The sequence below is a fragment of the Pseudoalteromonas fenneropenaei genome, assembly GCF_042643375.1.
GTDB classification, from domain to species: Bacteria; Pseudomonadota; Gammaproteobacteria; order Enterobacterales; family Alteromonadaceae; genus Pseudoalteromonas; species Pseudoalteromonas fenneropenaei.
Genome location: NZ_JBHRSD010000002.1, coordinates 93,981 through 116,917, shown reverse-complemented (window position 1 = coordinate 116,917; position 22,937 = coordinate 93,981). Strand labels below are relative to the sequence as shown.

Here is a 22,937-nt window from a genome sequence, read left to right as displayed (position 1 = left end):
TTTTTACCATAAAAGTAACTGGTTTTGGTACGGTCCTTTTAATATAAGCATCACAGCAAATATTTGCACCAGCCCTAGTTACCAAGCACTACCGCTGGGTCAATTTTAGTTGCACGCCATGCTGGGTACAGGGTTGCTAAAGTAGCGATACTTAAAGTACCTGCGACGGTCACCAGCACATCTTGCCATTGTAGTTTGGTTGGTAAAAAGTTGACGAAATATACGCCATCTAACGGATTATGCTCACTTAAGCTCACCCAGTATTGAAATAGATCAGGCACGTTCATCGCAAGCACAACACCAATAAATGTACCGAGCAAAGACCCTACCATTGCATAGCCAATGCCTTGCAATGCGAAAGTGCTAAAAATGGTGCTATCGCGTGCGCCCATGGTTTTAAGAATGGCGATATCGGCTTGCTTATCTTTTACTTCCATCACCATAGACGAAACGATATTAAAGCTTGCCACCGCAATGATTAAAAACACGACGAGGTAAACTATGGTCCTAACCATCTGAATATCTTGGTACAAGCTACCTTGACTGCGATACCAGCTATTGACGTAAACCAGATCTGGCAATAACCGTCCAGCCTGCATTGCAATGTAATGCGCACTAAACACATCTAGCACTGACACCCGAATGTCGGTCACTTCATCGGGTGTCAGCCCTAAAATTTGCTGAGCTTTGGCAAGATGCATCAAGGCAAGGCTTTGATCCAATGGACCACCCATATCAACCAAACCAACTAAGGTTAAAGTGACCCGCTTAGGTGCAGCTAACGGTTGTTCTGCTTGTTCATCCGCGACAAGCAATGTGATTTTATCGCCAACTTCTGCATTGAGTGTTTTGGCAATTTGCTTCCCTAAAATCAGCTCATGCTCTTGTAAACTTGCGATAGCTTGCCCTTTAACATAATTATCCAACTGGGAGACTTTATGATACTCACTCGGCAATATCGCCTCGACCTGCGCAGCTTTTAACTGGCCCTTAAACTGTACCATGGCAGTGAGCTTAATTTGCGGCGTTGCAGCAGCAATTTGCTGGTGCTGCTCAAGTAAAGCGATTTTACTTGGCCAGTTTTTAATTGGCTTTTCCGGTGCATGGTATTCAACATGGGCCACTACCGACAGTAGCCTTTGTACCAACTGCTGTTCAAAGCCATTTACCACAGATAAAGCGACTATCAGTACGCTCACTCCTAGCATCACGCCAATAGTCGAGGCTTTACTTAAAAACCCTACAAGACCAGAATGATGATTGCTTTGGCGAAAACGTTTGGATAAAAACCAGCTTAATTTCATAGCGTCGTTTTCTCGAGTAACGATTTTTCAACAATTTGACCTTCGTCCAACTGCACTACTCGACCAAGTTTGGCGGCTAATTCTAAGTCATGGGTAACAATCACAAAACACGTCCCGAGCGATTGATTTAATTCCGCTAATAGGTCAAAAATCTTAAGCGCATTGTGTTTATCAAGATTACCGGTTGGTTCGTCCGCAAGGATAAGTGCCGGCTCAGTGACTAGCGCCCGAGCGATTGCAACACGTTGGCGCTCGCCTCCTGATAAAGCAGATGGTTTATGACTCAGGCGGTGGCTTAAACCGACTTTATCTAACATTTGTGCGGCTTTTTCACGCGCTACAGCCGCTTTTTGCCCTTGGATCAGAAGTGGGATCGCAACGTTTTCTAATGCAGAAAACTCCATCAATAAATGATGGAACTGATAGATAAAACCTAAATGACGATTACGAAAGTCTGCTTGTTTAGCACGGCTTAAACGGCTGATGTCAGTGCCTTTGATTAGCACTTTGCCTGACGTTGCGCTATCTAATGTGCCTAAAATATGTAGTAAGGTGCTTTTTCCAGAACCTGAGCTGCCAAGGATAGCTACCATTTCACCTTGTTGAATGGTGAGATCAACCGCTTTGAGTACTTCAGTTTTGCCGCTACCATCTTGATAATGCTTGGCCACTGCTTGGCATTCTAAAACTAACTCACTCATATCTTAACACCTCAGCGGGTAATACTTTTGCAGCTTTTCTGGCTGGAAATAAGGTCGCCAAAAAGCTTAATCCTAAACTTACACACGCCATCATGGCGATACTCATTGGTTCTATTAATACAGGTAGTCGCATTCCACCGAGCAAGTCCAATCCTGCTAAGGTAAGCGCTTCATTGATGTAATGAGCCAGCAATAAACCACCAGCAAGCCCGCAAACAGTGCCAATAACACCATTATAAATCCCTTGTACCATAAATACTTGCGAGATGCGCGCAGGTGTAAATCCTAAGGTTTGTAGAATCGCGATTTCAGCAATTTTCTCATTCACCATCATAGATAACGCAGACAGGATATTAAACACCGCTACCAGCACGATAAGCGCTAACATTAAAGTCATGATGCGCTTTTCCATGGCGACTGCGGCAAATAAAGCACCTTGTTCACTGCGCCAATCACTTACCTTAAACTCAGCGAGTTCAGTTTGATATTGCGATTGGAATAACGCAGCGTTAAACGCGTCGTGAAGCATAATACTGTAGGTCGTTGGTGTATCATCCCGTAGACGCAACAGTTTGCTTAAGCTAGAGAAATTGGTGTAAGCCAGATGGAGATCCGCTTCGCTTTCGGTGCTAAATAACACCCGCACTTCAAATAAGCGTTGTACCGGCACGCGGCCCATTGGCGTATAGTTTGATACTTGTGGAATTATCACCCGAATTTGGTCGCCGATGCCAACATTGAGCTGAGTTGCAAGATAGCGACTGATACCTATTGAAAAAGGGATTTCGCTTAACTCTTGCCAACTACCTTGTTGAATAAATCGGGTCAGACTAGTATCACTGCTCACGCCGCCTTGCAGCATCACACCTTGTAACTGTCGATTGGTTTGTAGTACCGCTTCGCCAGCTAAATGCGGTCCGACTTGCCTTACTAATGGATTGTCTTGCAAGGTCTCGGCAAATGCCGCGAGGTTAGCCGGCTCGCCACTTATCTGCACATGAGGAATGAGGGCTAGCATCGACCCTTTTAAATTTTGTTCAAAGCCGTTCATCACCGAATTCACAGTGATAAGTGCTGTCAGGCCTAACGCAATCCCGGCTATCGAAAAAAACGAGATAAACGATATAAAGGCATTGCCCTTGCCGGAACGCGAATAGCGCAATCCAACAAACAAGCTAACTGGTTGAAACATAATCAGTTGCATGTCTTGAAAATCATCATGCTGTGAGTCTAACACATTCCCAAAAGGCTTGGGTACGGCGAAAAATGTAAAAAAGAATTAAAAAATCCAACCACTTGTCACTTCATTTTGGGCTAGAATCGCCAACCAGGTTATTTGAGGAACACAAACAGGGCTTTCAATGTTATCTAAATCTAGATTTAAACATATGAATATAAAAGGAGATCTATTCGGTGGTGTAACAACTGCGATTATCTCCTTACCATTGGCACTGGCGTTTGGGGTGGCATCAGGTGCTGGCGCTGAGGCTGGAATGTGGGGTGCAATTCTAGTTGGATTATTTGCCGCCTTATTTGGTGGCTCTACTTCGCTTATTTCAGAGCCTACCGGCCCTATGACAGTGATCATGACAGCCATTTTAACGACTATGATGGCGAACTATCCGGAGCAAGGTCTTGCCATGGGGTTTACTGTGGTCATGATGGCTGGCGCGTTCCAAATTCTGCTTGGCACGCTTAAACTCGGTAAATACGTCACACTGATGCCCTACAGCGTAGTATCGGGGTTTATGTCCGGTATTGGGGTGATTTTAATTATTCTCCAGCTTGCGCCTTTACTCGGCCATAAAGCTCCTGCAGGTGGCGTCATGGGCACCATCACCCACTTGCCCGATTTACTACTAGGCCTGCACTTTTCCGAATTGTTCTTAGGCGTACTCACCCTATTAGTGCTCTTTTATTTGCCACAAAAGTACCGCCAATATGTTCCTGCCCAACTGGTCGCATTAGTGGCAATTACCTTGTTGTCAGTAGTGCTTTTCGCTGATGACGATATCCGCCGTATTGGCGAAATTCCGAGTACCTTGCCTAACCTTGTGTGGCCAACATTTGAAGCCGAGATGTTTACCAAAATGGTGATTGATGCTCTGGTGCTTGGCACGCTTGGCTGTATTGATACGCTACTGACCGCGGTCATTGGCGACAGCTTGACTCGTACTGAGCATAATTCGGATAAAGAGCTACGTGGCCAAGGTATCGCGAACATGGTTGCAGGTGCATTTGGTGCGCTACCTGGGGCTGGTGCAACCATGGGCACGGTGGTCAATATCCAAGTGGGGGCACGCTCGCCGCTAGCGGGAATTTTTCGAGCATTGATCCTCATGGCTGTAGTGTTTGTTGCAGGCTCGCTAACCGAACCTATTCCCATGGCGGTACTGGCTGGTATCGCGGTTTATGTTGGCTTCAATATCCTTGATTGGAGCTTTATTCAACGCGCCCACAAGCTCAGCGTGAGCCAAATGGCGATTATGTACGGTGTAATGCTGTTAACCGTATTTGTCGATTTAATGGTCGCGGTTGGCCTTGGGGTCTTTATCTCCAATATCTTAGTGATTGAGAAATTAAGCCGCGTTCAATCAGAGCAGATCAAAGCCATTTCTGATGGTGACGATGATATCGTGCCCCTCACTTCCTCTGAGCGCGCTTTGCTAGACAAAGCCAATGGCCAATTGCTGTTCTTTTACCTTTCTGGCCCAATGATTTTCAGTGTTTCCAAAGCGATCGCGCGCCAGCATCGCCACGTCAGTAAATTTAAAGCGATGATCATCGACCTCTCAGACGTGCCAATGTTAGACGTCACGGTAAGCCTTGCTATCGAAAACGCCATTAGCGATGCGCTCGATGCCAATGTTGCGGTGTATATCTACTCGCCAAACCGCGAAACCAGTTTACAGCTCGAAAAACTCAACATTCGCAGTAAGTTGGAGCCTTTGGCTTTATGCGCAAGTCGTGAATTGGCGCTGGAACGTGGTTTAGCGGCGATTGAAATGCAGCAAAACAATGCACTTCCGGCTTAGAACCTTAACTTTTACCCTGTGCAACTAAGCGTTGCTGCACAGGGTAATTCACGCTATTTAATCGCTTGCCAAAGACCTGCTATTTCATTAAACACGCTGGCATCATCTATGGTTGAAGGAATTTGTAGCGGTTCTCCGTCTACCAATTGGCGCAGATTCTTACGTAAGATTTTCCCTGAGCGCGTTTTTGGTAAACGCGGTACAGTTAATACCCGTTTTAAACAGGCAATTGCGCCTATTTTGCTGCGGATCTCAGCGACAATTTGCAGCTCAACTTCGTTGGGGTCTAATCGGTTGCCATCTTTCAGTACTACCATTGCTACTGGCAACTGACCTTTTAACTCATCTTTGCTGGCAAACACGGCGCATTCTGCCACAGCTGGATGGGCTGCAACTATCTCCTCCATTTCACCCGTCGACAAACGATGACCGGAAATATTTATCACATCATCTATGCGTCCCATGATGAACAAGTAACCATCATCATCAATAAAGCCACCGTCTCCTGTTAAATAATAACCGGGGTAAGCATTGAGATAGCTACTTTTATAGCGTGCGCTGTCCTGCCAAAGACTGGTTAAACAGCCCGGTGGTAAAGGTAACTTAATTGCCACTGCGCCTTGTTCATTAGGCTGACAAGGTTCACCCAGTGCATCCAAAATCTCAACTTGATAACCAGGAGTGGCTTTGGTCGCACTACCCGGTTTGGTGGTAAAAGCGTGTAAACCCATGGGATTGCTAGCAATCGCCCAGCCAGTCTCGGTTTGCCACCAGTGATCTATCACTGGGAGCTGCGTTTTCGTTTGTAGCCATTCATAAGTTGCAGGGTCTAAACGTTCTCCGGCTAAAAACAGGGTTTTTAAACTTGAGGTATCGTAGCGTGAAAACAACATTGCATCTGGATCTTCCTTTTTCATCGCTCGGAACGCCGTCGGGGCGCTAAAGAGCGCATTGACCTTATGCTCCTCAACCACTCGCCAAAATGCGCCTGCATCCGGCGTACGCACCGGTTTCCCTTCATACAGCACAGTAGTACAGCCGTACAATAAGGGGCCGTAAACGATATAAGAATGCCCTACCACCCAACCTATGTCTGACGCCGCCATAAACACTTCACCGGGCTCCATGCCATAAACGGTTTTCATACTGTAGTGGAGCGCTACGGCATGACCACCATTTTCGCGGACCACTCCTTTGGGTTTGCCTGTCGTGCCTGAGGTGTAAAGAATGTATAAAGGGTCCGTGGCATCTAAACTCACTGGCGCAACAGCTTGCGCGGCTTGACTTGCCGCATACCAGTCTAAGTCTCGGGGGGATTTCATCGGAGCTTGATAGTGTTCGCGCTGCAGTACAATACAGTGTTGGACCTGATGTGTGGCTTTATGCAGAGCTTCATCTAACAGAGGTTTGTACGCCACTACACGGTCGATTTCAATGCCACAAGACGCACTGAGAATTACTTTAGGTTTTGCATCATCAATACGTACGCTCAGTTCATGAGGAGCAAAGCCACCAAACACCACAGAATGAATCGCACCAATCCGAGCACAGGCAAGCATGCCTATGACAGCCTCTGGCACCATAGGCATGTAGATGACGACTCTGTCACCTTTTACCACCCCAAGTTTGTGCAATAGCCCTGCAAATTGTGCAACTGCATCACGCAGCTCAAGGTATGTGTACTTGATGACTTTTTGTGTGACAGGCGAGTCGTAAATCAATGCAATTTGTTCGCCTCTACCATGTGCAACATGATGATCAAGCGCTAAATAGCAAGTATTCAACTTACCACCAGCAAACCAATGGTCAAGGCCTTCGCTATCTTGCGTTAGGGCACAGTCCGGTGGTGTATACCACTCGAGTTGCTGCGCCTTTTGCAGCCAAAACGATTGTGGGTCGTTTAAAAAATGTTGGTACTCAGCCTCGTATGCGTTTGTCATCATTCTTTCCTGCTGTGAGAGATACTGACAAAGTAGGAAAGCCGTGACATTAACTCCATTAGACTTTAGGTTAAATCGCGCGGGAGTTTGACTTAGCGCATACCCCTGATGTACACATCCATTTTTGCACATTCAAACTGCTTCAACACTCTAAGCTGCGCTAACACACTAAATAGCAACGAGGTTACTTTAATGTGCTTGCACCTTGCCCATGAAAAGCAGGCTTTAAAGAGCATTTGATACGATTGCCACTTTTTTCATGCCAGTCAGGCACCTGTCCCGTCAGTTTCGCTAGCAAGGGTTGTTTAGCCCATTGACTTCGGTCATATTCAATGGCTTGTTTTACCGCTAAGTCTGGCATCGCGAGAATACGCTTACTAAGTAGCAGCATTTCATCACACAATACGCTTAAATCTACCGCGGTTAACTTCACTAAGCGCAGTGCTTTGTCGGCGTTGTTGTTAAGTAATAACAAGTAAACATTGTGCGCTGCAGTTGAGAAAACCCGTTCGCTTGGCACATTCAAATCGTGTAGAAAGCCGTTACATTCACGGCTAAGTGACCACAAAAACCGAAATAATGCGACTGTTTCGCCACTCGGCTCAAGGCTTGAGGTTTGGGGTGGTGTAAAGGTAACTTCCATTATTGCTTATCCTTGCAATTCTATGTACCTAATAAGACTAGCGAAGCCACTACCTGCGCGCAACCCATTTGTTTCACTTTAGTTACACAAAACCAACAAGCGGATTAATCCGGCCATCTTATGCTTTAGTCTAAACTGGTTGCTACTTATCTCTTAATGCTTGATTTTGTCGACAACAATGCTTTACTCGAAAACGAATCCAAAAATTATCTGTGTAGGCAGAAAAGGAATCTGTAAATGGAAAAGGTTAATAATCGATTAGAAGAATCAAGATATAATGGTTTAAGTTACCATACTGGAGAAGTGAATAGTGAGTTAAGCTCTCTCACCATCGGTGACTACTTTGAACATATTGTCGACAAAAATCCTGAATCCCCTGCAATTATCGTAAGCCATCAGGGCCACAACTTGAGCTACCGAGCCTACCTAGACAAAGTTAATAAAGTTGCCGCAGCTTTGGTTGCTCTCGGTATCAAACCGGGTGATCGAGTGGGCATTTGGTCACCGAATAATTTAGAGTGGTCTTTAGTACAATTTGCCACCGCTAAGCTCGGTGCAATTATGGTCTGTATCAATCCTGCTTATCGACCAGATGAGCTTGCCTACGTAATTAATAACGTTGCTTGTAAAACGTTAATCATGGCCAAACAATTTAAATCCAGTAATTATCTCGACATGTTACGACAACTCGCGCCAGAGTCCTTACATGACGAATTTGACGCACTTAATAGCGCGCGTATGCCCTCATTAAAGCAAGTTATTCTTATTGACGATGATACCGACGCGCCCGCAGGGGTCATGAATTTTAACGCGCTTTATGGCTTAGCCGCCGCACATCATCACCAAGAGTTGCGTGACTACGCACAAACCCTGAGCTGCCACGACCCTATCAATATCCAGTTTACATCTGGTACTACAGGTAACCCGAAAGGTGCCACGCTCAGTCACTACAATATCCTCAATAATGCCAAGCTCGTCGCAGATGCAATGCAGCTTACTGAGCACGATAAACTCTGTATTCCGGTGCCACTTTACCACTGTTTTGGGATGGTACTTGGCAACTTGGTATGTTTGAGCGTTGGCGCCTGTGCGGTATTTCCAAATGACAGCTTTGATCCGTTAAAAACACTTCAAGTGGTTGAGCGAGAAAGGTGTACCGCTTTGCACGGCGTGCCTACCATGTTTATTGCTCAGTTAGAACATCCACAATTTCATCAATTTGATTTGTCATCTCTGCGTACCGGTGTAATGGCAGGCGCCACCTGCCCTGAGAAGGTCATGCGCCAAGTGCAAGAACAAATGCACATGCGCGATGTGCTGATCGGCTATGGGCAAACTGAATGCAGCCCTATCAATCACATTACAGATATTGCCTCCCCACTTGAAAAGCGAGTGCAAACGGTCGGTAAAGCTATGGCTCATACTGAGGTCAAAATTATTGATGAATTGGGTCAGCTAGTGCCGATTGGCAAACCCGGTGAAGTGTGCGCGCGAGGTTATTGCGTAATGCTCGGCTATTGGCAAGATGAGGAAAAAACCAAAGCGACAATAGATCCAGACAAGTGGCTGCATTCGGGTGATTTAGGTGTGATGGACGAGGAAGGCTATGTACAAATTGTTGGTCGTATTAAAGATATGATCATCCGCGGCGGGGAAAATATCTACCCTCGCGAGATAGAGGAAGTGCTCTACCATCATCCGGCAATTCAAGATGCCGCAGTATTTGGCATTCAAGACGAAAAGTACGGTGAAGAAGTCTGTGCTTGGCTACAACTTAAACCCGGCCAATTTGCCTCTGAGCAAGAGTTCTCTGCTTATCTCAAAGATAAAATGGCTTACTTTAAAGTACCGCGTTACCTCAAGATTGTTGAAAACTACCCAATGACAGTGACTGGCAAATTGCAAAAATTTAAAATGCGCGAGCAGATGGAAGCTGAACTCGCTACGCAGGATAGTCAAGTCATATAACACTTTAACTTCTCGTTATGGTAAATAAAAAGGCGCCCAGAATAAAACAGGACGCCTTTATGTTGCTTAACATTAATCTGTTCGTTGCGGTACTATTTATTCGTTAGATCCGCATAAGGGTTTTTTACTTGCAAAGAAATTGGTTTATCAAATCCAGGCACATTGAGCTGCTCAGTATCAATCGTGAGTAATGCCTCATCTATCATACCTTCACCAAAGCGATAGATAAGCTCGTACTGGCCAAGATCAGCTTGGGTTTGATAGGCAACTTGCGCTGCGTGAGTTTGATTGAGCTTTTGCTGATATTCAGCCAACTGTTCTGGGGAATAACGGCTAGATAATAGTGCCATTGTTTTGGTTGGCGAGAATACCGTTGCAGTAGCATTATTACCGCCAAAACCTTTTGAGTTAATAAAGGCAATATCCATCGCTTCGCACGGATAGTGAGCGTTGCGAATATCCAAATGCTCGGCATATACATCATCCGCGACTTTGTCGATAGTCGTGATCCCCGGCATAATGTTATGGCTAAACACCCCAAGCGCCATGGCAAGTTGATCGCCACTGGCCGGAGCTATGGTATGGCCCACAAAGGCTTTTGTTGCCACAACCTTCCAACCATTAATGCTAAAGGCCTCCGCGACTTTGTGGTAAATCAGTGACTCTGTAACCCGGTTTTGTGGTGTGCTTGAACCGTGAGCCAGGATAAAACTACGTTTTTGTACAGACTCTAACCCTGAAATCTCCGCAGCCAATGCGACAGATTTTGCCATCGTGATGTAGTTACCAGGACCTGGCGCAGTAATCGACTTTTTAATACCGTCGGCGTTTACAAACACATCAGCCACTGACCCTTGGATCTCAGCGCCAAGTTCAAGCGCTAACGCATCATCCATTAAAATTGCAACTTGCGCCCCTTCACCGATAGTAAAGCCACAGTTTTCACCAAATGGACGACTGGTACGGCGATAATCCACTTCAGTGGTGTTATCAAGTTTGCGCAAACCTTCTTCGTTGGCAAGGGCACTCATATTGCCAAAACCTTCGATAATTTCCGGTGTAAGCGCACATTCCACGCTGGCAACTACCGCCACGCGCGTACGTCCTGCTTGAATATCATTTACTGCGGCACGTAAGTTATATAAAAACGTTGCACATGCACCTGAGGTCGTAAAGGTTGTGCCCACATTGCCTGTCACATAAGCATTGATAAAGTCCGTTGACATGGTATTTAAACCAAGTGCCAATTGCTTGGTGCTCACCCGCTCACCCAGTAAACGACTTTTTAGTAGGCCACCAAAACCTTCATCATTGACTTGACCTGCTACCGATGCCGAATAGGTGCCGACCTTATCCGGTTCAACACTATTCATCACCTTTTGCCAATCTAGGCCTGTTGACTTAATCGCATCTGTGGCAGCAAAAATAGTCACTTGCAAACCACGCGGCTGATAACGGCTGTTATACAAAATTGCAGGGTCAAAACCGCTCGGTAACTGCCCTGCCGCTTTGATTGGATTATCGCGGTAAGTATCGTGTTTAACTTCAAGTACGCCTTCGATACTGACTTCAACGGTTTTAGCATCGAGTTCCGTTAGCACCCAACCTTTCGGCAATGGCTCAGGTAAATCACGTGTTTTAGCGACAAAACGAATTGCCTCACCGGCTTTGCTGTTCATTGTCAGCTTGGTATGACCGTGCGTTGCATCAACGTCAAAGTGCTGTTTCTCTATCTTACGGATCAAAGTCCCTGCTAAAATTTGCTCACCGAGCTTACTTTCGATGTCATCTTTACTGATTGGTTCTCCATTAGCTAGGCGTAATTCACCTTGGCTGAATTTAACCAAATTCATTAATGTGGCTAATCCCAAAAATGTTTCTTGACGCGCAGTGCCAGACAGCTGGCTTAAGACGATGCGTCGAAACCCTTGGTGAAATGACGTACGGCCAGCAGCGTTAATGCCACCCATGCCAACGATAACGGGTAATGCAGTCATTATTTTACCTAACCAAAATACTACTATTGCATTTATTCTAAATGCTTTAATATCATATGACTTTACATATAGGGCCACGAATCACTCATTTTAGGCCAAAGTTAACTGGTCGGAGCATTATGAATAAACCCGTACGCATTGCTTTTGTGATTTATGAACAGATGCTATTAACCAGCTTAACATTGCCGATTGAAATGTTGCGCGCAGGTGAGGCCTTTGCTCGGCGCCACGACCGCACGAACTTTCGCGCTATTGAAACCTCACTGCTAAGTGAACACGGTGCGCCTATTGAAAATGGTGTGCTTGCCCCGATCTCAAGCCAATCTATCGCAAGCGTTGATGGCAACTTCGATTTTGTTGTCGTACCGAGTATTTGGCGCAATCCGCGCCCTGTGATCCGCCAAAGCTTAGATACCATAGCTTGGTTGGCGAACAGTTGGCAGCAAGGTTCAACCCTGATTGGGGTCGGCACTGGGGTGTGCTTACTGGCAGAGTCAGGTTTATTGAACACCCATTCTGCTACGACACATTGGCATTACGCCGACCAATTTAAGCGTGATTACCCTAAAGTGTTGTTAAAACCCGATTTCTTCATCACCCAATCAGAGCGTTTATATACCGTAGCAAGTTTAAATGCTTTGGCCGATGTCATAGTGCATTTAATTGCGCAATTTTATGGCACACTCGCCGCGCAACATGTGCAGCGCAACTTCTCTCATGAAGTACGTAAGCCGTATGAAGAACAAAGATTTTTAGAAGGTGGTAATGACCGCCACCCTGATGAACTCATGGCCGCAATTCAATTTTGGTTAAAAACCAATATCGCCAATGAAATCGATTTTTCACAGTTAGCTGAACAATTTGGCATTTCATACCGCACCCTTACCCGCCGTTTTAAACAAGCCACCGGTCAAAGTGTGTTGGATTACCTGCAAAAATTGCGAGTTGAGGCAGCAATCGAGCTATTGGCAAGCAGCAATTTGACAATTCAAGACATCGCGCTCGCAATTGGCTTAAGCAATCAAAGCCAGTTTACCCGTTTATTTAAACAACACCTTGGGCAAACTCCGAGCGAATACCGCAAAGTCGTCAGAAAAAAGCTTTTTTCTTAACTTACCGTTCCTATATCAGGATGCTAACCTCTAACACACAAATTCAACCGTCAACGTTTGGCTACGCCCCGCATGCTCAAAGACCACCTCATCATCTGCCATTAAGCCTTGCAAACGCATGCCAAGCGGTGAAGCTAACGTGATCACTACAACGGCTGTCCCAGCGACAAACACTTTAAGGCCGCCTTCATGCGGGCCGAGATAATAGTAGTGGCGCTCGTCTTGCTCATTAACCAGCGCGAATAGTGCTCCAGGCTGAATAGTTTGGCACGGTTTACCAAATAGCGCGTTGAACTCGCTTAAATGCCTGCTTGCGGCATCACAGCGTTCGCTATGGCCATGTGCAAGGTAGGCAGATTCAATTGCGAGTGAATCGTATTGAGTTTCAGCAACGCTTTGCTCATGCACAGCATCCTCGCGGGCACTTGCTGCGGCTTGTTTGGCCGCAATAATGTTTGCTTCTAAGGCAAACTGCAGCTGTGCTTCAACTATATGCTTACGTATTAGTGCGGTGGTCATCGCAATACCTCAAATTCGCGTGTCACAATAGCGCCATCAGCATGCTCAATGCGGATCTGCCAAGTCATTTTGTCAGTCGTGCATATGCCCACCATGCCCTCGGCAATAAACACACCGGAAGTACTTGCTTTAAATACTAAGGGGATATAACCCATTTGCATGGATAGCCCAACAATTTGCCCTTTGGGCGGTGTTGGTGCTTTCACTACAATATAAAATGGCGTTTCTGGTGTGATCTGAGCTGAGCTGAGTACTATTTCGCCACTCAATAAAGTATTTTTGCACAATTGGTCATTTAAACACCAATCTTGAAATTTTGAACTTTCACTTTTTTCTGAACTTTCGTGTATACTCTCAGTTGAGTCTTTGCACCCAATCATCAGAGTGCCAAGAATCAGCAACAACAAGGCATAAAATGCCGACATGAATTTCATAAATAGACTCGTTTTCTCATTCAGCGCGAATGATAACAAAGATCGCTTTGAATGTCAGAACAGCATCCGCAATAAATCGCGGTCGAAAATTTGATTGATGTCATTATTTTATGCGATTGCGGTATCTTTTTATTTGCAAAAAAATTATCATTTTCCTTGCAAAAAATAAGGTTTCTCGAGTTCGTTTTTTGTACTTTTCAAGCACTTGTGACGAGTTTTTGAGCAAGTATATGAAACGGGTTTGTTGAAAATATAACAGGGCCTGTTTATCAGGTAATTCATTTCTAAACGCATTAATTGCAGCGGAATCCAGAAAATGAGCCAAACAGTAGCATCACAAACTGAGTACAATTATAAAGTTGTACGCCAATTCGCTATCATGACAGTGATTTGGGGCATCGTTGGCATGGGTGTTGGTGTGTTTATCGCGGCCCAGCTTGCCTGGCCGTGGCTAAACTTCGACACGCCATGGTTAACATACTCTAGACTACGTCCGTTACACACGAACGCAGTTATTTTCGCATTTGGTACCAGTGCGCTTTTTGCAACATCTTACTATGTTGTACAACGTACCTGCCAAACTCGACTTTTCTCTGACAAACTTGCCGCATTCACCTTCTGGGGTTGGCAAGCGATTATCGTATCAGCAGCTATCACTCTACCTTTGGGTATTACTTCTTCTAAAGAATACGCAGAACTTGAGTGGCCTATTGATATCGCAATCGCGGTTGTTTGGGTATCTTATGCGGTGGTGTTCTTTGGTACGCTTATCAAGCGTAAAGTATCACACATCTATGTAGCGAACTGGTTCTACGCTGGCTTTATTATCACTGTTGCGATTCTGCACATTGTTAACAGCATGGCTGTGCCTGTATCTCTGACTAAATCTTACTCTATCTACGCAGGTGCGGTAGATGCGATGGTGCAATGGTGGTACGGCCACAACGCAGTAGGCTTCCTACTCACTGCCGGCTTCCTTGGTATGATGTACTACTTCGTACCTAAGCAAGCAGGTCGTCCGGTTTACTCTTACCGTCTATCTGTTGTTCACTTCTGGGCTCTAGTTTCACTTTACATTTGGGCAGGCCCACACCACTTACATTATACTGCTCTACCAGACTGGACTCAGTCTTTGGGTATGGTGATGTCAGTTATCCTATTCGTACCTTCATGGGGTGGTATGATCAACGGTATCATGACGCTTTCTGGCGCATGGCACAAACTACGTACTGACCCAGTACTACGTTTCCTAGTTGTGTCACTATCGTTCTACGGTATGTCTACATTCGAAGGCCCGATGATGGCTATCAAGTCAGTAAACGCGCTTTCTCACTACACAGACTGGACTGTAGGTCACGTTCACTCTGGTGCGTTAGGTTGGGTTGCGATGATCTCTATTGGCGCTATCTATCACCTAATTCCAGCTCTGTTCGGCCACGCTGGTATGTACAGCGTTCGTTTGGTTAACACGCATTTCTGGTTACACACTGTAGGTGTAGTACTTTACATCGTTGCAATGTGGATCTCTGGTGTTATGCAAGGTCTAATGTGGCGCGCAGTTAACGCTGACGGTACATTAATGTACAGCTTCGTACAAAGCCTTGAAGCGTCTAAGCCATTCTACATCATGCGCTTCTTAGGTGGTGTGTTCATCGTAACAGGTATGCTGGTAATGGCTTACAACACTTACCGTACAGTTACAGCGAAAAGCGGCTCACTAGCTGACGACGCTAAAGCACAATTGGCTTAAGAGGTGTAAAACATGGCTAATCATAATTCATCCAATAAACATGAAATTGTTGAAAAGAACGTTGGCCTGATGGCTATCTTGACAGTGTTCGCTATCAGTTTCGGTGCTTTGGTAGAAATTACACCACTTATGTTCCAAAAAGACACCACGCAACCAGTTGACGGCTTACGCCCTCTAACTGCGCTTGAAATGGAAGGTCGCGACATTTTCGTACGTGAAGGCTGCTACGGCTGTCACTCGCAAATGATCCGCCCTTTCCGTGATGAAGTAGAACGTTATGGTCACTACTCAGTAGCAGGCGAATCAGTATGGGATCACCCATTCCAATGGGGTTCAAAACGTACTGGTCCAGATCTAGCTCGCGTAGGTAAGCGCTATTCAGATGACTGGCATTATGCTCACTTAATGGACCCACGTTCTGTGGTGCCTGAGTCGAATATGCCTGGCTATCCTTGGTTAGATAAAAACGTACTAGATGGCAAATTAACTGCCAAGAAACTTGAAGTTTTCAAAGGGTTTGGCGTGCCTTACACCGACGAAGACATCAAGAACGCGCAAGCCGCGGTTGAGGGTAAAACAGAAATGCAAGCTCTTATCGCGTACCTGCAGCAACTTGGTACTCACTTAAAATAATGTTGAAGTAATTTACTATGGATTACGGCACATACAGAGGCATTTTGACTCTGGTAATATTGGTACTGTTTATCGTGATCGTTGTGTGGGCGTACAGTAAACGCACAAAAAATCGTTTTGATGATGCAGCAAACGCTATATTTGAAGACGAGAAAGCCCATAGCGACACGGTCTCTAAAGAGGAAAAGGAGTCTGAAAAATGACTAGCTTTTGGAGTATTTGGGTCATCGTATTGACCATAACATGTCTGGCTCTGATCTTTGGCTTACTACTTTGGAACCTGAAAAACTACACAGGCGTTAAAGAAGGCGAAAGCTGTGGTCATGAGTTCGACGGCATTGAAGAGCTCAACAATCCATTACCTAAGTGGTGGACTATCATGTTCTTTGCAACCTTCGTTTGGTCGGTGTTCTATCTTGCCGCTTACCCTGGCCTAGGTAACTGGGAAGGTCTCTTCAAATGGACCAGCTCTAACCAAGGCGTGACGTCTTTAACTGAGTCAAAAGAAGCAGTTATTGCCGCGCAAGAAAACGGTGAGCGTGTACAGCTTGACGCTGAATACCGTGCAGCAGAAGACCGCTTCGGTCCAATTTTCAAAGAGTTTGCATCTAAAGATATCGAAACTTTGGTAACTGACGCAAAAGCATTGGAAATCGGTCAGCGTTTATTCTCGCAAAACTGTGCGCAGTGTCACGGTTCAGATGCTCGCGGTGGCACTGGCTTCCCTAACCTTGCGGACAACGATTGGCTATATGGTGGTACACCTGACAAAATCAAAGAAACCATCCTAAATGGTCGTGTTGCAGCAATGCCAGGCTGGAAAGATGCACTAGGCGAGCAAGGCATCAAAGAGATGACAGCTTATGTACTGAGCCTATCTGGTCGTAAAGTGAACCAAAAAGACGCTGATGCAGGCCAAGCTAAGTTTGCTATGTGTGCAGCTTGTCACGGTATGGACGGTAAAGGTTCTGTTGCGCACAACTTACCATTCGGCGCGCCTAACCTAACGGACAACATCTGGTTGTACGGTGGATCTCAACGTGCAGTTGAAGATACATTGGCACATGGCCGTCAAGGTGTAATGCCAGCGTGGAAAGACATTTTAGGTGAAGACAAAGTTCACCTATTGACTGCATATGTTTACAGTCTGTCGCACAACAGCGCAGCGCAATAATCTTAAGATTATTTAAGATCAAAAAAGCCTCCGATAGGAGGCTTTTTTTTGGGTTTTTTCCGCTAATTAAGATAAAATGGCGCCACCATTTTTTCGTTGTTGAGTCGTTATGAACCCTACTCCGTGGTATAAAAATTTTTGGCCTTGGTTTTTGATGTTTTTCCCCTTTATAACCATAGTTTCTTGTGTACTGCTGGTTTTTATTGCTGTTGGTAATGGCCCTGACATGGTTGTCGATGATTATTACAAAAAAGGCAAAGCCATTAATTTAGAACTCAGCAAATTCGATAAAGCCAAAGCGCTTTATTTGCATGGCGACCTTGATGTAACAACAAGTCGTATCGTCTTTAAGTTCACCAAAGGCGATGCAAGTCAGGTAACCGCCTTAAAAGCGTCGTTTTATCACCGCACGATTAAAAGCCACGACTTCGCAGTAAACCTGTTAAAAAATGCCAACGGCGAGTTTTCTACCAGTGTTGAACATTACGAGCCGGGTGCTTATACCATCTTTTTAGAGCCGATGGACGGCAGCTGGAAGCTAAAAGAAAACCTGTTGTTACCTACGGCAACAACGGTATCGATAGCGCCTGAATATAAATAGTAGGTGGATATGACACAAAGTTGTTTCCACTGCCTTGAGGCCGTCCCATCCGGTTTTAATGGCACAGTGCGCTATGATGGCGAATCCCAACCAGTGTGTTGTATTGGTTGCCAAACCGTCGCCGAGCATATTCTGCAGCAAGGTTTGAGTGATTATTATAAGTTTCGTACCGTTAAAGCCGGTAAAGTTCAGGAGTTGGTGCCTGAGCAGTTGAAGATCATCGCCAGCTACGATAATGCCGCTATTCAGGAAGATTTTGTTGCCAAACAAGGCAACCTCAACGAAGTGTTACTCAGTGTCGAGGGCATTAGTTGCGCAGCCTGCGCTTGGTTAATTGAAAAGCAACTCCTTGCTATCAAAGGCGTTGCGCGAGTCGATGTGAATACCTCGACGCATCGCGCCATGATTTTATGGGACCCTAACCAAGTTGCGCTCAGTACCTTAATTGAGAATCTACATACCATTGGCTACAAAGCCTATCCTTTTCAAGCCGACGAAGAAGCTCAGCAAAAACAAGCCGTAGCCAAAGCCTACATCCGCCGCTTGGGCGTTGCAGGACTCATGACAATGCAAGTCATGATGTTTGCTTTTGCCATGTATTTTGGCATGTTTTCCGGCATGGATGATAATTTCGAAGAGTATTTTCGCTGGATAAGCTTTGTCCTTGCAACTCCGGTTATCCTCTACTCTGCTTTACCCTTTTTAACCAATGCCATCAAAGGCCTCAAAGCCAAGCAACTGAATATGGATTTGCCGGTCTCGATGGCCATTTTTGGTGCCTACGTTGCAAGTAGCTACGCAACCGTGATGAATACCGGTGAGGTTTATTTTGAATCTATCTGTATGTTCACGTTTTTATTGCTCCTTGGTAAATACCTCGAATTTCGCGCGCGCCTTAAAGCCAGTGAATTTACCGCCAATTTGCATAAATTATTGCCCCTTACCGCAAGACGGATTTCAAGCGATAAGCAAGAAGAAATTGTGGCCGCAAAACAGCTGCAACTTGCTGACCGTATTTTGGTTAAAGCAGGCGAAACCATCCCAGCTGATGGCCTAGTTATCAAAGGCGTGACCACAGTCGATGAGTCAATGATGACAGGTGAGCATTTACCGGTACGCAAACATGCCGGTGACCAAGTCTTTGCTGGCACCATTAACCACGACGGTGTAATTGAGCTAGAAATTAACAAGCTTGGGCAAAATACGCTGTTAAATCAGATCATTCGCTTGCAACATAATGCTTTAACCAAACGTCCTAAATTGGTTGAAGTCACAGATAAAGTAGCGCAGTGGTTCGTTGCCTGTTTATTGGTGTTTGCTTCAATTACCGCCATTGGTTGGTATCCCGTCTCTCCAGATAAAGCCTTTTGGATAACAATTGCGGTTTTAGTGGCCACTTGCCCTTGTGCACTGAGCCTTGCTATCCCTACGGCATTAACCTGTGCGGTTGCGACCTTAACCAGAAAAGGCATTCTTATCAAAGAAGCCCATGTGCTGGAAACCTTAACTAAACTGACCCGCGTGGCGTTCGATAAAACCGGAACGCTCACCGAAGGTCGTTTTACCATCAACAAGGTCAATAAGTTAACCGACTCTTGGTCCGAGCAACAATTACTGGCTATGGCAAGTGCGCTGGAATCCTATTCAGAGCACCCTATTGCCCGTGCTTTTGCCGACATATCCTCAGACACAATTAGCTTAACTGAGGTGCAAGTTGATGCTGGCACAGGCATAAGTGCAAACACAGTAATTGATGATGTTGTGCTGAATGTGGCAATTGGTAAGCAAAACTGGTTTGGCGAGCGTACAGGTGACGCTCAAGCGAGTTTGTTTATCAATCAAGTGGCGGTAGCAGACTTTTACTTTAATGACCAAGTTAGAGCCAACGCACAAACCGTTGTTGGTGAGCTTAAGCGTCAAGGGCTGACATGCCATATGCTGACCGGTGACAGCTCAGGTGCAGGTGAGCAATTGGCAGCGCAACTGGCGCTTGATTCTGTGCAAAGCGCGTGCTTGCCTGAAGATAAGCAACAAGCCGTTGATAACTGGGCTGCGCAGGGTGAAGTGGTCGCTATGGTGGGTGATGGCATTAACGACAGCCCAGTGTTTAACTCAGCGCATTTGTCGATTGCCATGGAAACCGGTGCTGATATTTCCAAAAACACCGCCGATGTGGTGTTGCTGCGTAGCGACCTCAGTGCCATTACCTCGCTCTACGTGGTCGCAAAACAAACTCGTCGCATTGTGAAACAAAATCTGGCATTGTCACTAGCTTACAACGGCTCTATCTTACCCCTTGCCGCCATGGGCTGGGTTGAACCTTGGCAAGCCGTAATAGGTATGACTACAAGCTCGATAATCGTGATTTGTAACTCATTGAGGTTACTGAAAGTATGAGTATTATTTACGTTCTGATCCCTATTGCTATTTTGCTGGTGTTAATTGCCATCGGCATTTTTTTCTGGGCGGTAAGAAGTGAACAATTCTCTGACCTTGAAAAACAAGGCCATAGTATTTTGTTTGACGACGACAAAGCCCAGCATAACAAAAGTAATGAGCGAGATTAATCTCACTGCAGCCTTCATTATGGGGCTATTCGGTAGCGGCCACTGCATTGTGATGTGCGGTGGCATCGCTTCCAGTTTACAACTGGCGGGGCGCGATAAAAATGCCCTGCTGTTGGCACTTTGCTATAATTTTGGCCGTCTTGCCAGTTATGCCTTGGCAGGCGCTTTGGTGGCCAGCTTCGGCGCTGCTTTTGCCAGTCGCAACAATGTACTTGCACTTAGCCTTGGCGCCCTAAGTGGTCTTTTTATTATTCTTTTAGGTTTGTATGTGATGCGCGTTGGTGCAACCCTACAATGGTTTGAGAGAATCGGAAAATCGTTGATTTGGCAGCATATTGTCGGTCTTAACCGCTATTTGTTACCCATCAATAGTTACCCCAAAGCACTTGCGTATGGCGCGCTCTGGGGTTGGTTACCTTGTGGATTAGTTTATTCTGCACTCATTTGGACCTTAAGCGCTCCCAATGCCGCTTATGGTGCGGCTCTGATGGTAGCTTTTGCCCTTGGCACTTTCCCTCTGATGTTGCTAAGCGCCCAACTCGCCAACAAGGTTGCTCATTTTATCAATAACTTAACCGTACGTCTTATTTTAGGCAATGTGTTCATTTGGTATGGTGTTTATCTACTAATCATTGCAACCAACAAACTTGTGCATTACTCTAACTGATATAAAGGCGTCGTTATTAATGGATTTATTATGGATTTAAGTCATCACAATCGTGCAAAGTCACAATGTGCCATCAGTTGTAACAACTGTAGTATTAGCCAACTGTGTCTTCCATTTAGTCTAAATGGCGCGGAAATGGATAAGCTGGACGAAATCATCGAACGTAAAAAGCCTCTACATAAAGGTGATTTTTTGTTCGAGTCTGGCGCAGCATTAAACTCAATCTTCGCGGTGCGCTCTGGTAGTTTTAAGTCCTTTACGCTGTCCGAGCAAGGTGATGAGCAGATCACAGGCTTCCACTTGGCTGGCGATTTAGTTGGCTTTGACGCGATTAACAAAATGCAGCACCAGAGCTTTGCCCAAGCACTAGAAACCTCAATGGTGTGTGAGATCCCGTTTGAAACGTTAGACGACTTAGCGGGCAAACTACCAAAGTTACGTCAGCAGATCATGCGTTTAATGAGCAGCGAAATAAACTACGACCAAGAAATGCTGTTGCTTTTAAACAAGAAAACCGCAGAAGAAAGATTAGCGACCTTTATCTACAACCTATCTAACCGTTTTGGTGAGCGTGGTTTTTCACGTCGTGAGTTTCGCTTTACTATGACCCGTGGTGAAATCGGTAACTATCTAGGTTTAACCGTTGAAACCATTAGTCGCTTGCTCAGCCGTTTCCAAAAATCTGAGCTTATTAAGGTCGAAGGTAAGTTCATCACTATCCTTGATGCGGCTAAATTGGCACAAGTTGCAGGGCTATCTGTTTGATCTAAGGCAAGCAATTTGCGCTTTCTCCTTTCACCTCAGGGGATTTGGTATACACTGATACTATACTGAATCAGCCTGAGGCAATAAGGAGTCTGTCATGGAAAGTATCAAGAATATTCTTGCGGTTATCGACCCCACTAAAGAACATCAACACAGTCTGGACCGCGCCGTCAGCCTTGCCGCCAAGACTGGCGCAAAAATTACCGCATTTCTCTCTATTTACGACTTCTCTTACGAAATGACCACAATGCTCTCCAAAGAAGAGCGTGAAGCGATGCGGGACGCTGTGATCAGTGACAGACAAAACTGGATTGTAGAGCTGTTAGCGGAATACCCTAATTGCGCTATTGAAAGCCAAGTAGTTTGGCACAATCGCCCTTTTGAATCGATTATTAAAGCGGTTTTAGAGCAAAACTATGACTTGGTAGTGAAGAGCACGCATCAGCACGATACGCTAAAATCGGTGATCTTCACCCCGACAGATTGGCATCTTATTCGTAAATGTCCTTCCCCCGTGTTATTGGTAAAAGAGCAAAGTTGGCCAGAAAACGGCCATATTCTAGCTGCGGTGAATGCGGTTTCTGATGATGAGCTGCATCTAGAGCTTAACGACCGCATTATGAAAGACGCGCAATTTATTTGTCGCCTTGCCAACGCCAAACTGAGTCTAGTCAATGCTTACCCAGCAACGCCAGTGAATATCGCCATTGAGATCCCTGAATTTAACCCATCACAATACACCGAAGCGGTTAAAAAACATCATCAGGATTCAACTTATGCACTGGCTGAAAAGTATGGCCTAAGCAAAGAGGACTGTATCGTTAAAGAAGGCTTACCGGAGGATGTTATTCCTTTTGTTGCCAAAGACAATCGCACTGAGCTTGTTGTGATAGGTAGTGTTGGGCGCACCGGTTTAAGTGCCGCGCTCATAGGTAATACCGCCGAGCATGTAATTGATAATCTAGATTGCGATGTGCTGGCATTAAAACCCGACGGCTACAAAAGCCCCCTCGCTGACTAATGCCCAAATCTCGCGTTCAGGTTTATAAGCTGTCAACTTGAAGCCGCGGCGGTGTTGGTTAGGTTTGCTGAGCCCAATCACATAGTAAATCTATGTGATTGGGGAT

21 protein-coding genes are annotated in these 22,937 nt (G+C 45.5%); 13 read left to right on the top strand and 8 right to left on the bottom strand.

Annotated elements, in window-relative coordinates; translation table 11 throughout:
- Nucleotides 1-74: 74 nt before the first annotated feature.
- Genes ACFOEE_RS01825 through ACFOEE_RS01815 form a run of 3 tightly spaced genes read right to left on the bottom strand, consistent with a single transcriptional unit; the run spans nt 75 to nt 3,197 of the window.
- The gene (locus tag ACFOEE_RS01825) at nt 75-1,304 is read right to left on the bottom strand and encodes a lipoprotein-releasing ABC transporter permease subunit (protein ID WP_377120328.1); all 1,230 of its coding nucleotides are present in this window, start codon (nt 1,302-1,304) and stop codon (nt 75-77) included.
- Nucleotides 1,301-2,005 carry a lipoprotein-releasing ABC transporter ATP-binding protein LolD gene (lolD, locus tag ACFOEE_RS01820; RefSeq protein ID WP_377120326.1) on the bottom strand — a complete coding sequence of 235 codons (705 nt, stop codon included), beginning with the start codon at nt 2,003-2,005 and terminating at the stop codon, nt 1,301-1,303. Before lolD ends, ACFOEE_RS01825 begins: the two co-directional genes overlap by 4 nt.
- A complete protein-coding gene (locus tag ACFOEE_RS01815; RefSeq protein ID WP_377120324.1) occupies nt 1,998-3,197 on the bottom strand; it encodes a lipoprotein-releasing ABC transporter permease subunit in 1,200 nt (399 codons plus the stop codon). The genes lolD and ACFOEE_RS01815 overlap by 8 nt, the downstream gene beginning before the upstream one ends.
- Before the next feature lie 169 nt (nt 3,198-3,366).
- On the opposite strand from ACFOEE_RS01815, the gene ACFOEE_RS01810 reads away from it, so the two are divergent.
- Nucleotides 3,367-5,040: a SulP family inorganic anion transporter gene (locus tag ACFOEE_RS01810; RefSeq protein ID WP_377120322.1), complete on the top strand. Its 1,674-nt coding sequence runs from the start codon at nt 3,367-3,369 to the stop codon at nt 5,038-5,040.
- A 53-nt stretch (nt 5,041-5,093) separates the two neighbouring features.
- On the opposite strand, the gene ACFOEE_RS01805 is transcribed toward ACFOEE_RS01810, so the two are convergent.
- Both ACFOEE_RS01805 and ACFOEE_RS01800 read right to left on the bottom strand, forming a co-directional pair.
- Nucleotides 5,094-7,112 (bottom strand): propionyl-CoA synthetase, encoded by a 2,019-nt coding sequence (locus ACFOEE_RS01805; protein WP_377120320.1) that lies wholly within the window; start codon nt 7,110-7,112, stop codon nt 5,094-5,096.
- Between the two features lie 52 nt (nt 7,113-7,164).
- Nucleotides 7,165-7,623, bottom strand: a complete 459-nt coding sequence (locus ACFOEE_RS01800; protein WP_377120318.1) for a hypothetical protein — start codon at nt 7,621-7,623, stop codon at nt 7,165-7,167.
- Nucleotides 7,624-7,860: 237 nt separating this feature from the next.
- Between ACFOEE_RS01800 and ACFOEE_RS01795 the strand changes: the two genes are divergently transcribed.
- Complete coding sequence (locus ACFOEE_RS01795; RefSeq protein ID WP_377120316.1) at nt 7,861-9,591, top strand: AMP-binding protein; 1,731 nt, start codon at nt 7,861-7,863, stop codon at nt 9,589-9,591.
- A gap of 92 nt (nt 9,592-9,683) precedes the next feature.
- On the opposite strand, the gene ACFOEE_RS01790 is transcribed toward ACFOEE_RS01795, so the two are convergent.
- A complete protein-coding gene (locus ACFOEE_RS01790; protein WP_377120314.1) occupies nt 9,684-11,588 on the bottom strand; it encodes a beta-ketoacyl synthase in 1,905 nt (634 codons plus the stop codon).
- Between the two features lie 119 nt (nt 11,589-11,707).
- On the opposite strand from ACFOEE_RS01790, the gene ACFOEE_RS01785 reads away from it, so the two are divergent.
- Nucleotides 11,708-12,700 (top strand): GlxA family transcriptional regulator, encoded by a 993-nt coding sequence (locus tag ACFOEE_RS01785; RefSeq protein ID WP_377120312.1) that lies wholly within the window; start codon nt 11,708-11,710, stop codon nt 12,698-12,700.
- Between the two features lie 30 nt (nt 12,701-12,730).
- Here the strand turns inward: ACFOEE_RS01785 and ACFOEE_RS01780 are convergent, their stop codons facing one another.
- Together ACFOEE_RS01780 and ACFOEE_RS01775 are read right to left on the bottom strand one after the other, a co-directional pair.
- Nucleotides 12,731-13,219, bottom strand: a complete 489-nt coding sequence (locus ACFOEE_RS01780; RefSeq protein ID WP_377120310.1) for a transcription elongation factor GreAB — start codon at nt 13,217-13,219, stop codon at nt 12,731-12,733.
- The gene (locus ACFOEE_RS01775; protein WP_377120308.1) at nt 13,216-13,653 is read right to left on the bottom strand and encodes a hypothetical protein; all 438 of its coding nucleotides are present in this window, start codon (nt 13,651-13,653) and stop codon (nt 13,216-13,218) included. The genes ACFOEE_RS01780 and ACFOEE_RS01775 overlap by 4 nt, the downstream gene beginning before the upstream one ends.
- A gap of 316 nt (nt 13,654-13,969) precedes the next feature.
- Between ACFOEE_RS01775 and ccoN the strand changes: the two genes are divergently transcribed.
- The 10 genes from ccoN (at nt 13,970) to uspE (ending at nt 22,831) form a co-directional block, all read left to right on the top strand.
- Nucleotides 13,970-15,403, top strand: a complete 1,434-nt coding sequence (gene ccoN, locus ACFOEE_RS01770; RefSeq protein WP_377120306.1) for a cytochrome-c oxidase, cbb3-type subunit I — start codon at nt 13,970-13,972, stop codon at nt 15,401-15,403.
- Nucleotides 15,404-15,415: 12 nt separating this feature from the next.
- Nucleotides 15,416-16,036: a cytochrome-c oxidase, cbb3-type subunit II gene (gene ccoO, locus ACFOEE_RS01765; RefSeq protein ID WP_377120304.1), complete on the top strand. Its 621-nt coding sequence runs from the start codon at nt 15,416-15,418 to the stop codon at nt 16,034-16,036.
- A gap of 17 nt (nt 16,037-16,053) precedes the next feature.
- On the top strand, nt 16,054-16,239 hold the full coding sequence (locus ACFOEE_RS01760) for a cbb3-type cytochrome oxidase subunit 3 (protein ID WP_377120302.1): 186 nt from the start codon (nt 16,054-16,056) through the stop codon (nt 16,237-16,239).
- The gene (gene ccoP / locus ACFOEE_RS01755) at nt 16,236-17,210 is read left to right on the top strand and encodes a cytochrome-c oxidase, cbb3-type subunit III (protein ID WP_377120301.1); all 975 of its coding nucleotides are present in this window, start codon (nt 16,236-16,238) and stop codon (nt 17,208-17,210) included. The genes ACFOEE_RS01760 and ccoP overlap by 4 nt, the downstream gene beginning before the upstream one ends.
- A gap of 109 nt (nt 17,211-17,319) precedes the next feature.
- On the top strand, nt 17,320-17,811 hold the full coding sequence (locus tag ACFOEE_RS01750) for a FixH family protein (RefSeq protein WP_377120299.1): 492 nt from the start codon (nt 17,320-17,322) through the stop codon (nt 17,809-17,811).
- Between the two features lie 9 nt (nt 17,812-17,820).
- Nucleotides 17,821-20,208, top strand: coding sequence for a heavy metal translocating P-type ATPase (locus ACFOEE_RS01745; RefSeq protein WP_377120297.1), 2,388 nt, complete (start codon nt 17,821-17,823; stop codon nt 20,206-20,208).
- Nucleotides 20,205-20,378, top strand: a complete 174-nt coding sequence (ccoS, locus tag ACFOEE_RS01740) for a cbb3-type cytochrome oxidase assembly protein CcoS (RefSeq protein ID WP_377120295.1) — start codon at nt 20,205-20,207, stop codon at nt 20,376-20,378. The genes ACFOEE_RS01745 and ccoS overlap by 4 nt, the downstream gene beginning before the upstream one ends.
- On the top strand, nt 20,365-21,045 hold the full coding sequence (locus ACFOEE_RS01735; RefSeq protein WP_377120293.1) for a sulfite exporter TauE/SafE family protein: 681 nt from the start codon (nt 20,365-20,367) through the stop codon (nt 21,043-21,045). The genes ccoS and ACFOEE_RS01735 overlap by 14 nt, the downstream gene beginning before the upstream one ends.
- Before the next feature lie 30 nt (nt 21,046-21,075).
- Nucleotides 21,076-21,810 carry an FNR family transcription factor gene (locus tag ACFOEE_RS01730; protein WP_377120291.1) on the top strand — a complete coding sequence of 245 codons (735 nt, stop codon included), beginning with the start codon at nt 21,076-21,078 and terminating at the stop codon, nt 21,808-21,810.
- A gap of 97 nt (nt 21,811-21,907) precedes the next feature.
- Nucleotides 21,908-22,831: a universal stress protein UspE gene (uspE, locus tag ACFOEE_RS01725; RefSeq protein WP_377120289.1), complete on the top strand. Its 924-nt coding sequence runs from the start codon at nt 21,908-21,910 to the stop codon at nt 22,829-22,831.
- Nucleotides 22,832-22,937 lie beyond the last annotated feature (106 nt).

Coding starts and splice junctions, on each gene's coding strand:
- ACFOEE_RS01825 (WP_377120328.1), bottom strand. CDS start 1,304: ATGAAATTAAGCTGGTTTTTATCCAAACGTTTTCGCCAAAGCAATCAT.
- lolD (WP_377120326.1), bottom strand. CDS start 2,005: ATGAGTGAGTTAGTTTTAGAATGCCAAGCAGTGGCCAAGCATTATCAA.
- ACFOEE_RS01815 (WP_377120324.1), bottom strand. CDS start 3,197: ATGTTTCAACCAGTTAGCTTGTTTGTTGGATTGCGCTATTCGCGTTCC.
- ACFOEE_RS01810 (WP_377120322.1), top strand. CDS start 3,367: ATGTTATCTAAATCTAGATTTAAACATATGAATATAAAAGGAGATCTA.
- ACFOEE_RS01805 (WP_377120320.1), bottom strand. CDS start 7,112: ATGTGCAAAAATGGATGTGTACATCAGGGGTATGCGCTAAGTCAAACT.
- ACFOEE_RS01800 (WP_377120318.1), bottom strand. CDS start 7,623: ATGGAAGTTACCTTTACACCACCCCAAACCTCAAGCCTTGAGCCGAGT.
- ACFOEE_RS01795 (WP_377120316.1), top strand. CDS start 7,861: ATGGAAAAGGTTAATAATCGATTAGAAGAATCAAGATATAATGGTTTA.
- ACFOEE_RS01790 (WP_377120314.1), bottom strand. CDS start 11,588: ATGACTGCATTACCCGTTATCGTTGGCATGGGTGGCATTAACGCTGCT.
- ACFOEE_RS01785 (WP_377120312.1), top strand. CDS start 11,708: ATGAATAAACCCGTACGCATTGCTTTTGTGATTTATGAACAGATGCTA.
- ACFOEE_RS01780 (WP_377120310.1), bottom strand. CDS start 13,219: ATGACCACCGCACTAATACGTAAGCATATAGTTGAAGCACAGCTGCAG.
- ACFOEE_RS01775 (WP_377120308.1), bottom strand. CDS start 13,653: ATGAAATTCATGTCGGCATTTTATGCCTTGTTGTTGCTGATTCTTGGC.
- ccoN (WP_377120306.1), top strand. CDS start 13,970: ATGAGCCAAACAGTAGCATCACAAACTGAGTACAATTATAAAGTTGTA.
- ccoO (WP_377120304.1), top strand. CDS start 15,416: ATGGCTAATCATAATTCATCCAATAAACATGAAATTGTTGAAAAGAAC.
- ACFOEE_RS01760 (WP_377120302.1), top strand. CDS start 16,054: ATGGATTACGGCACATACAGAGGCATTTTGACTCTGGTAATATTGGTA.
- ccoP (WP_377120301.1), top strand. CDS start 16,236: ATGACTAGCTTTTGGAGTATTTGGGTCATCGTATTGACCATAACATGT.
- ACFOEE_RS01750 (WP_377120299.1), top strand. CDS start 17,320: ATGAACCCTACTCCGTGGTATAAAAATTTTTGGCCTTGGTTTTTGATG.
- ACFOEE_RS01745 (WP_377120297.1), top strand. CDS start 17,821: ATGACACAAAGTTGTTTCCACTGCCTTGAGGCCGTCCCATCCGGTTTT.
- ccoS (WP_377120295.1), top strand. CDS start 20,205: ATGAGTATTATTTACGTTCTGATCCCTATTGCTATTTTGCTGGTGTTA.
- ACFOEE_RS01735 (WP_377120293.1), top strand. CDS start 20,365: ATGAGCGAGATTAATCTCACTGCAGCCTTCATTATGGGGCTATTCGGT.
- ACFOEE_RS01730 (WP_377120291.1), top strand. CDS start 21,076: ATGGATTTAAGTCATCACAATCGTGCAAAGTCACAATGTGCCATCAGT.
- uspE (WP_377120289.1), top strand. CDS start 21,908: ATGGAAAGTATCAAGAATATTCTTGCGGTTATCGACCCCACTAAAGAA.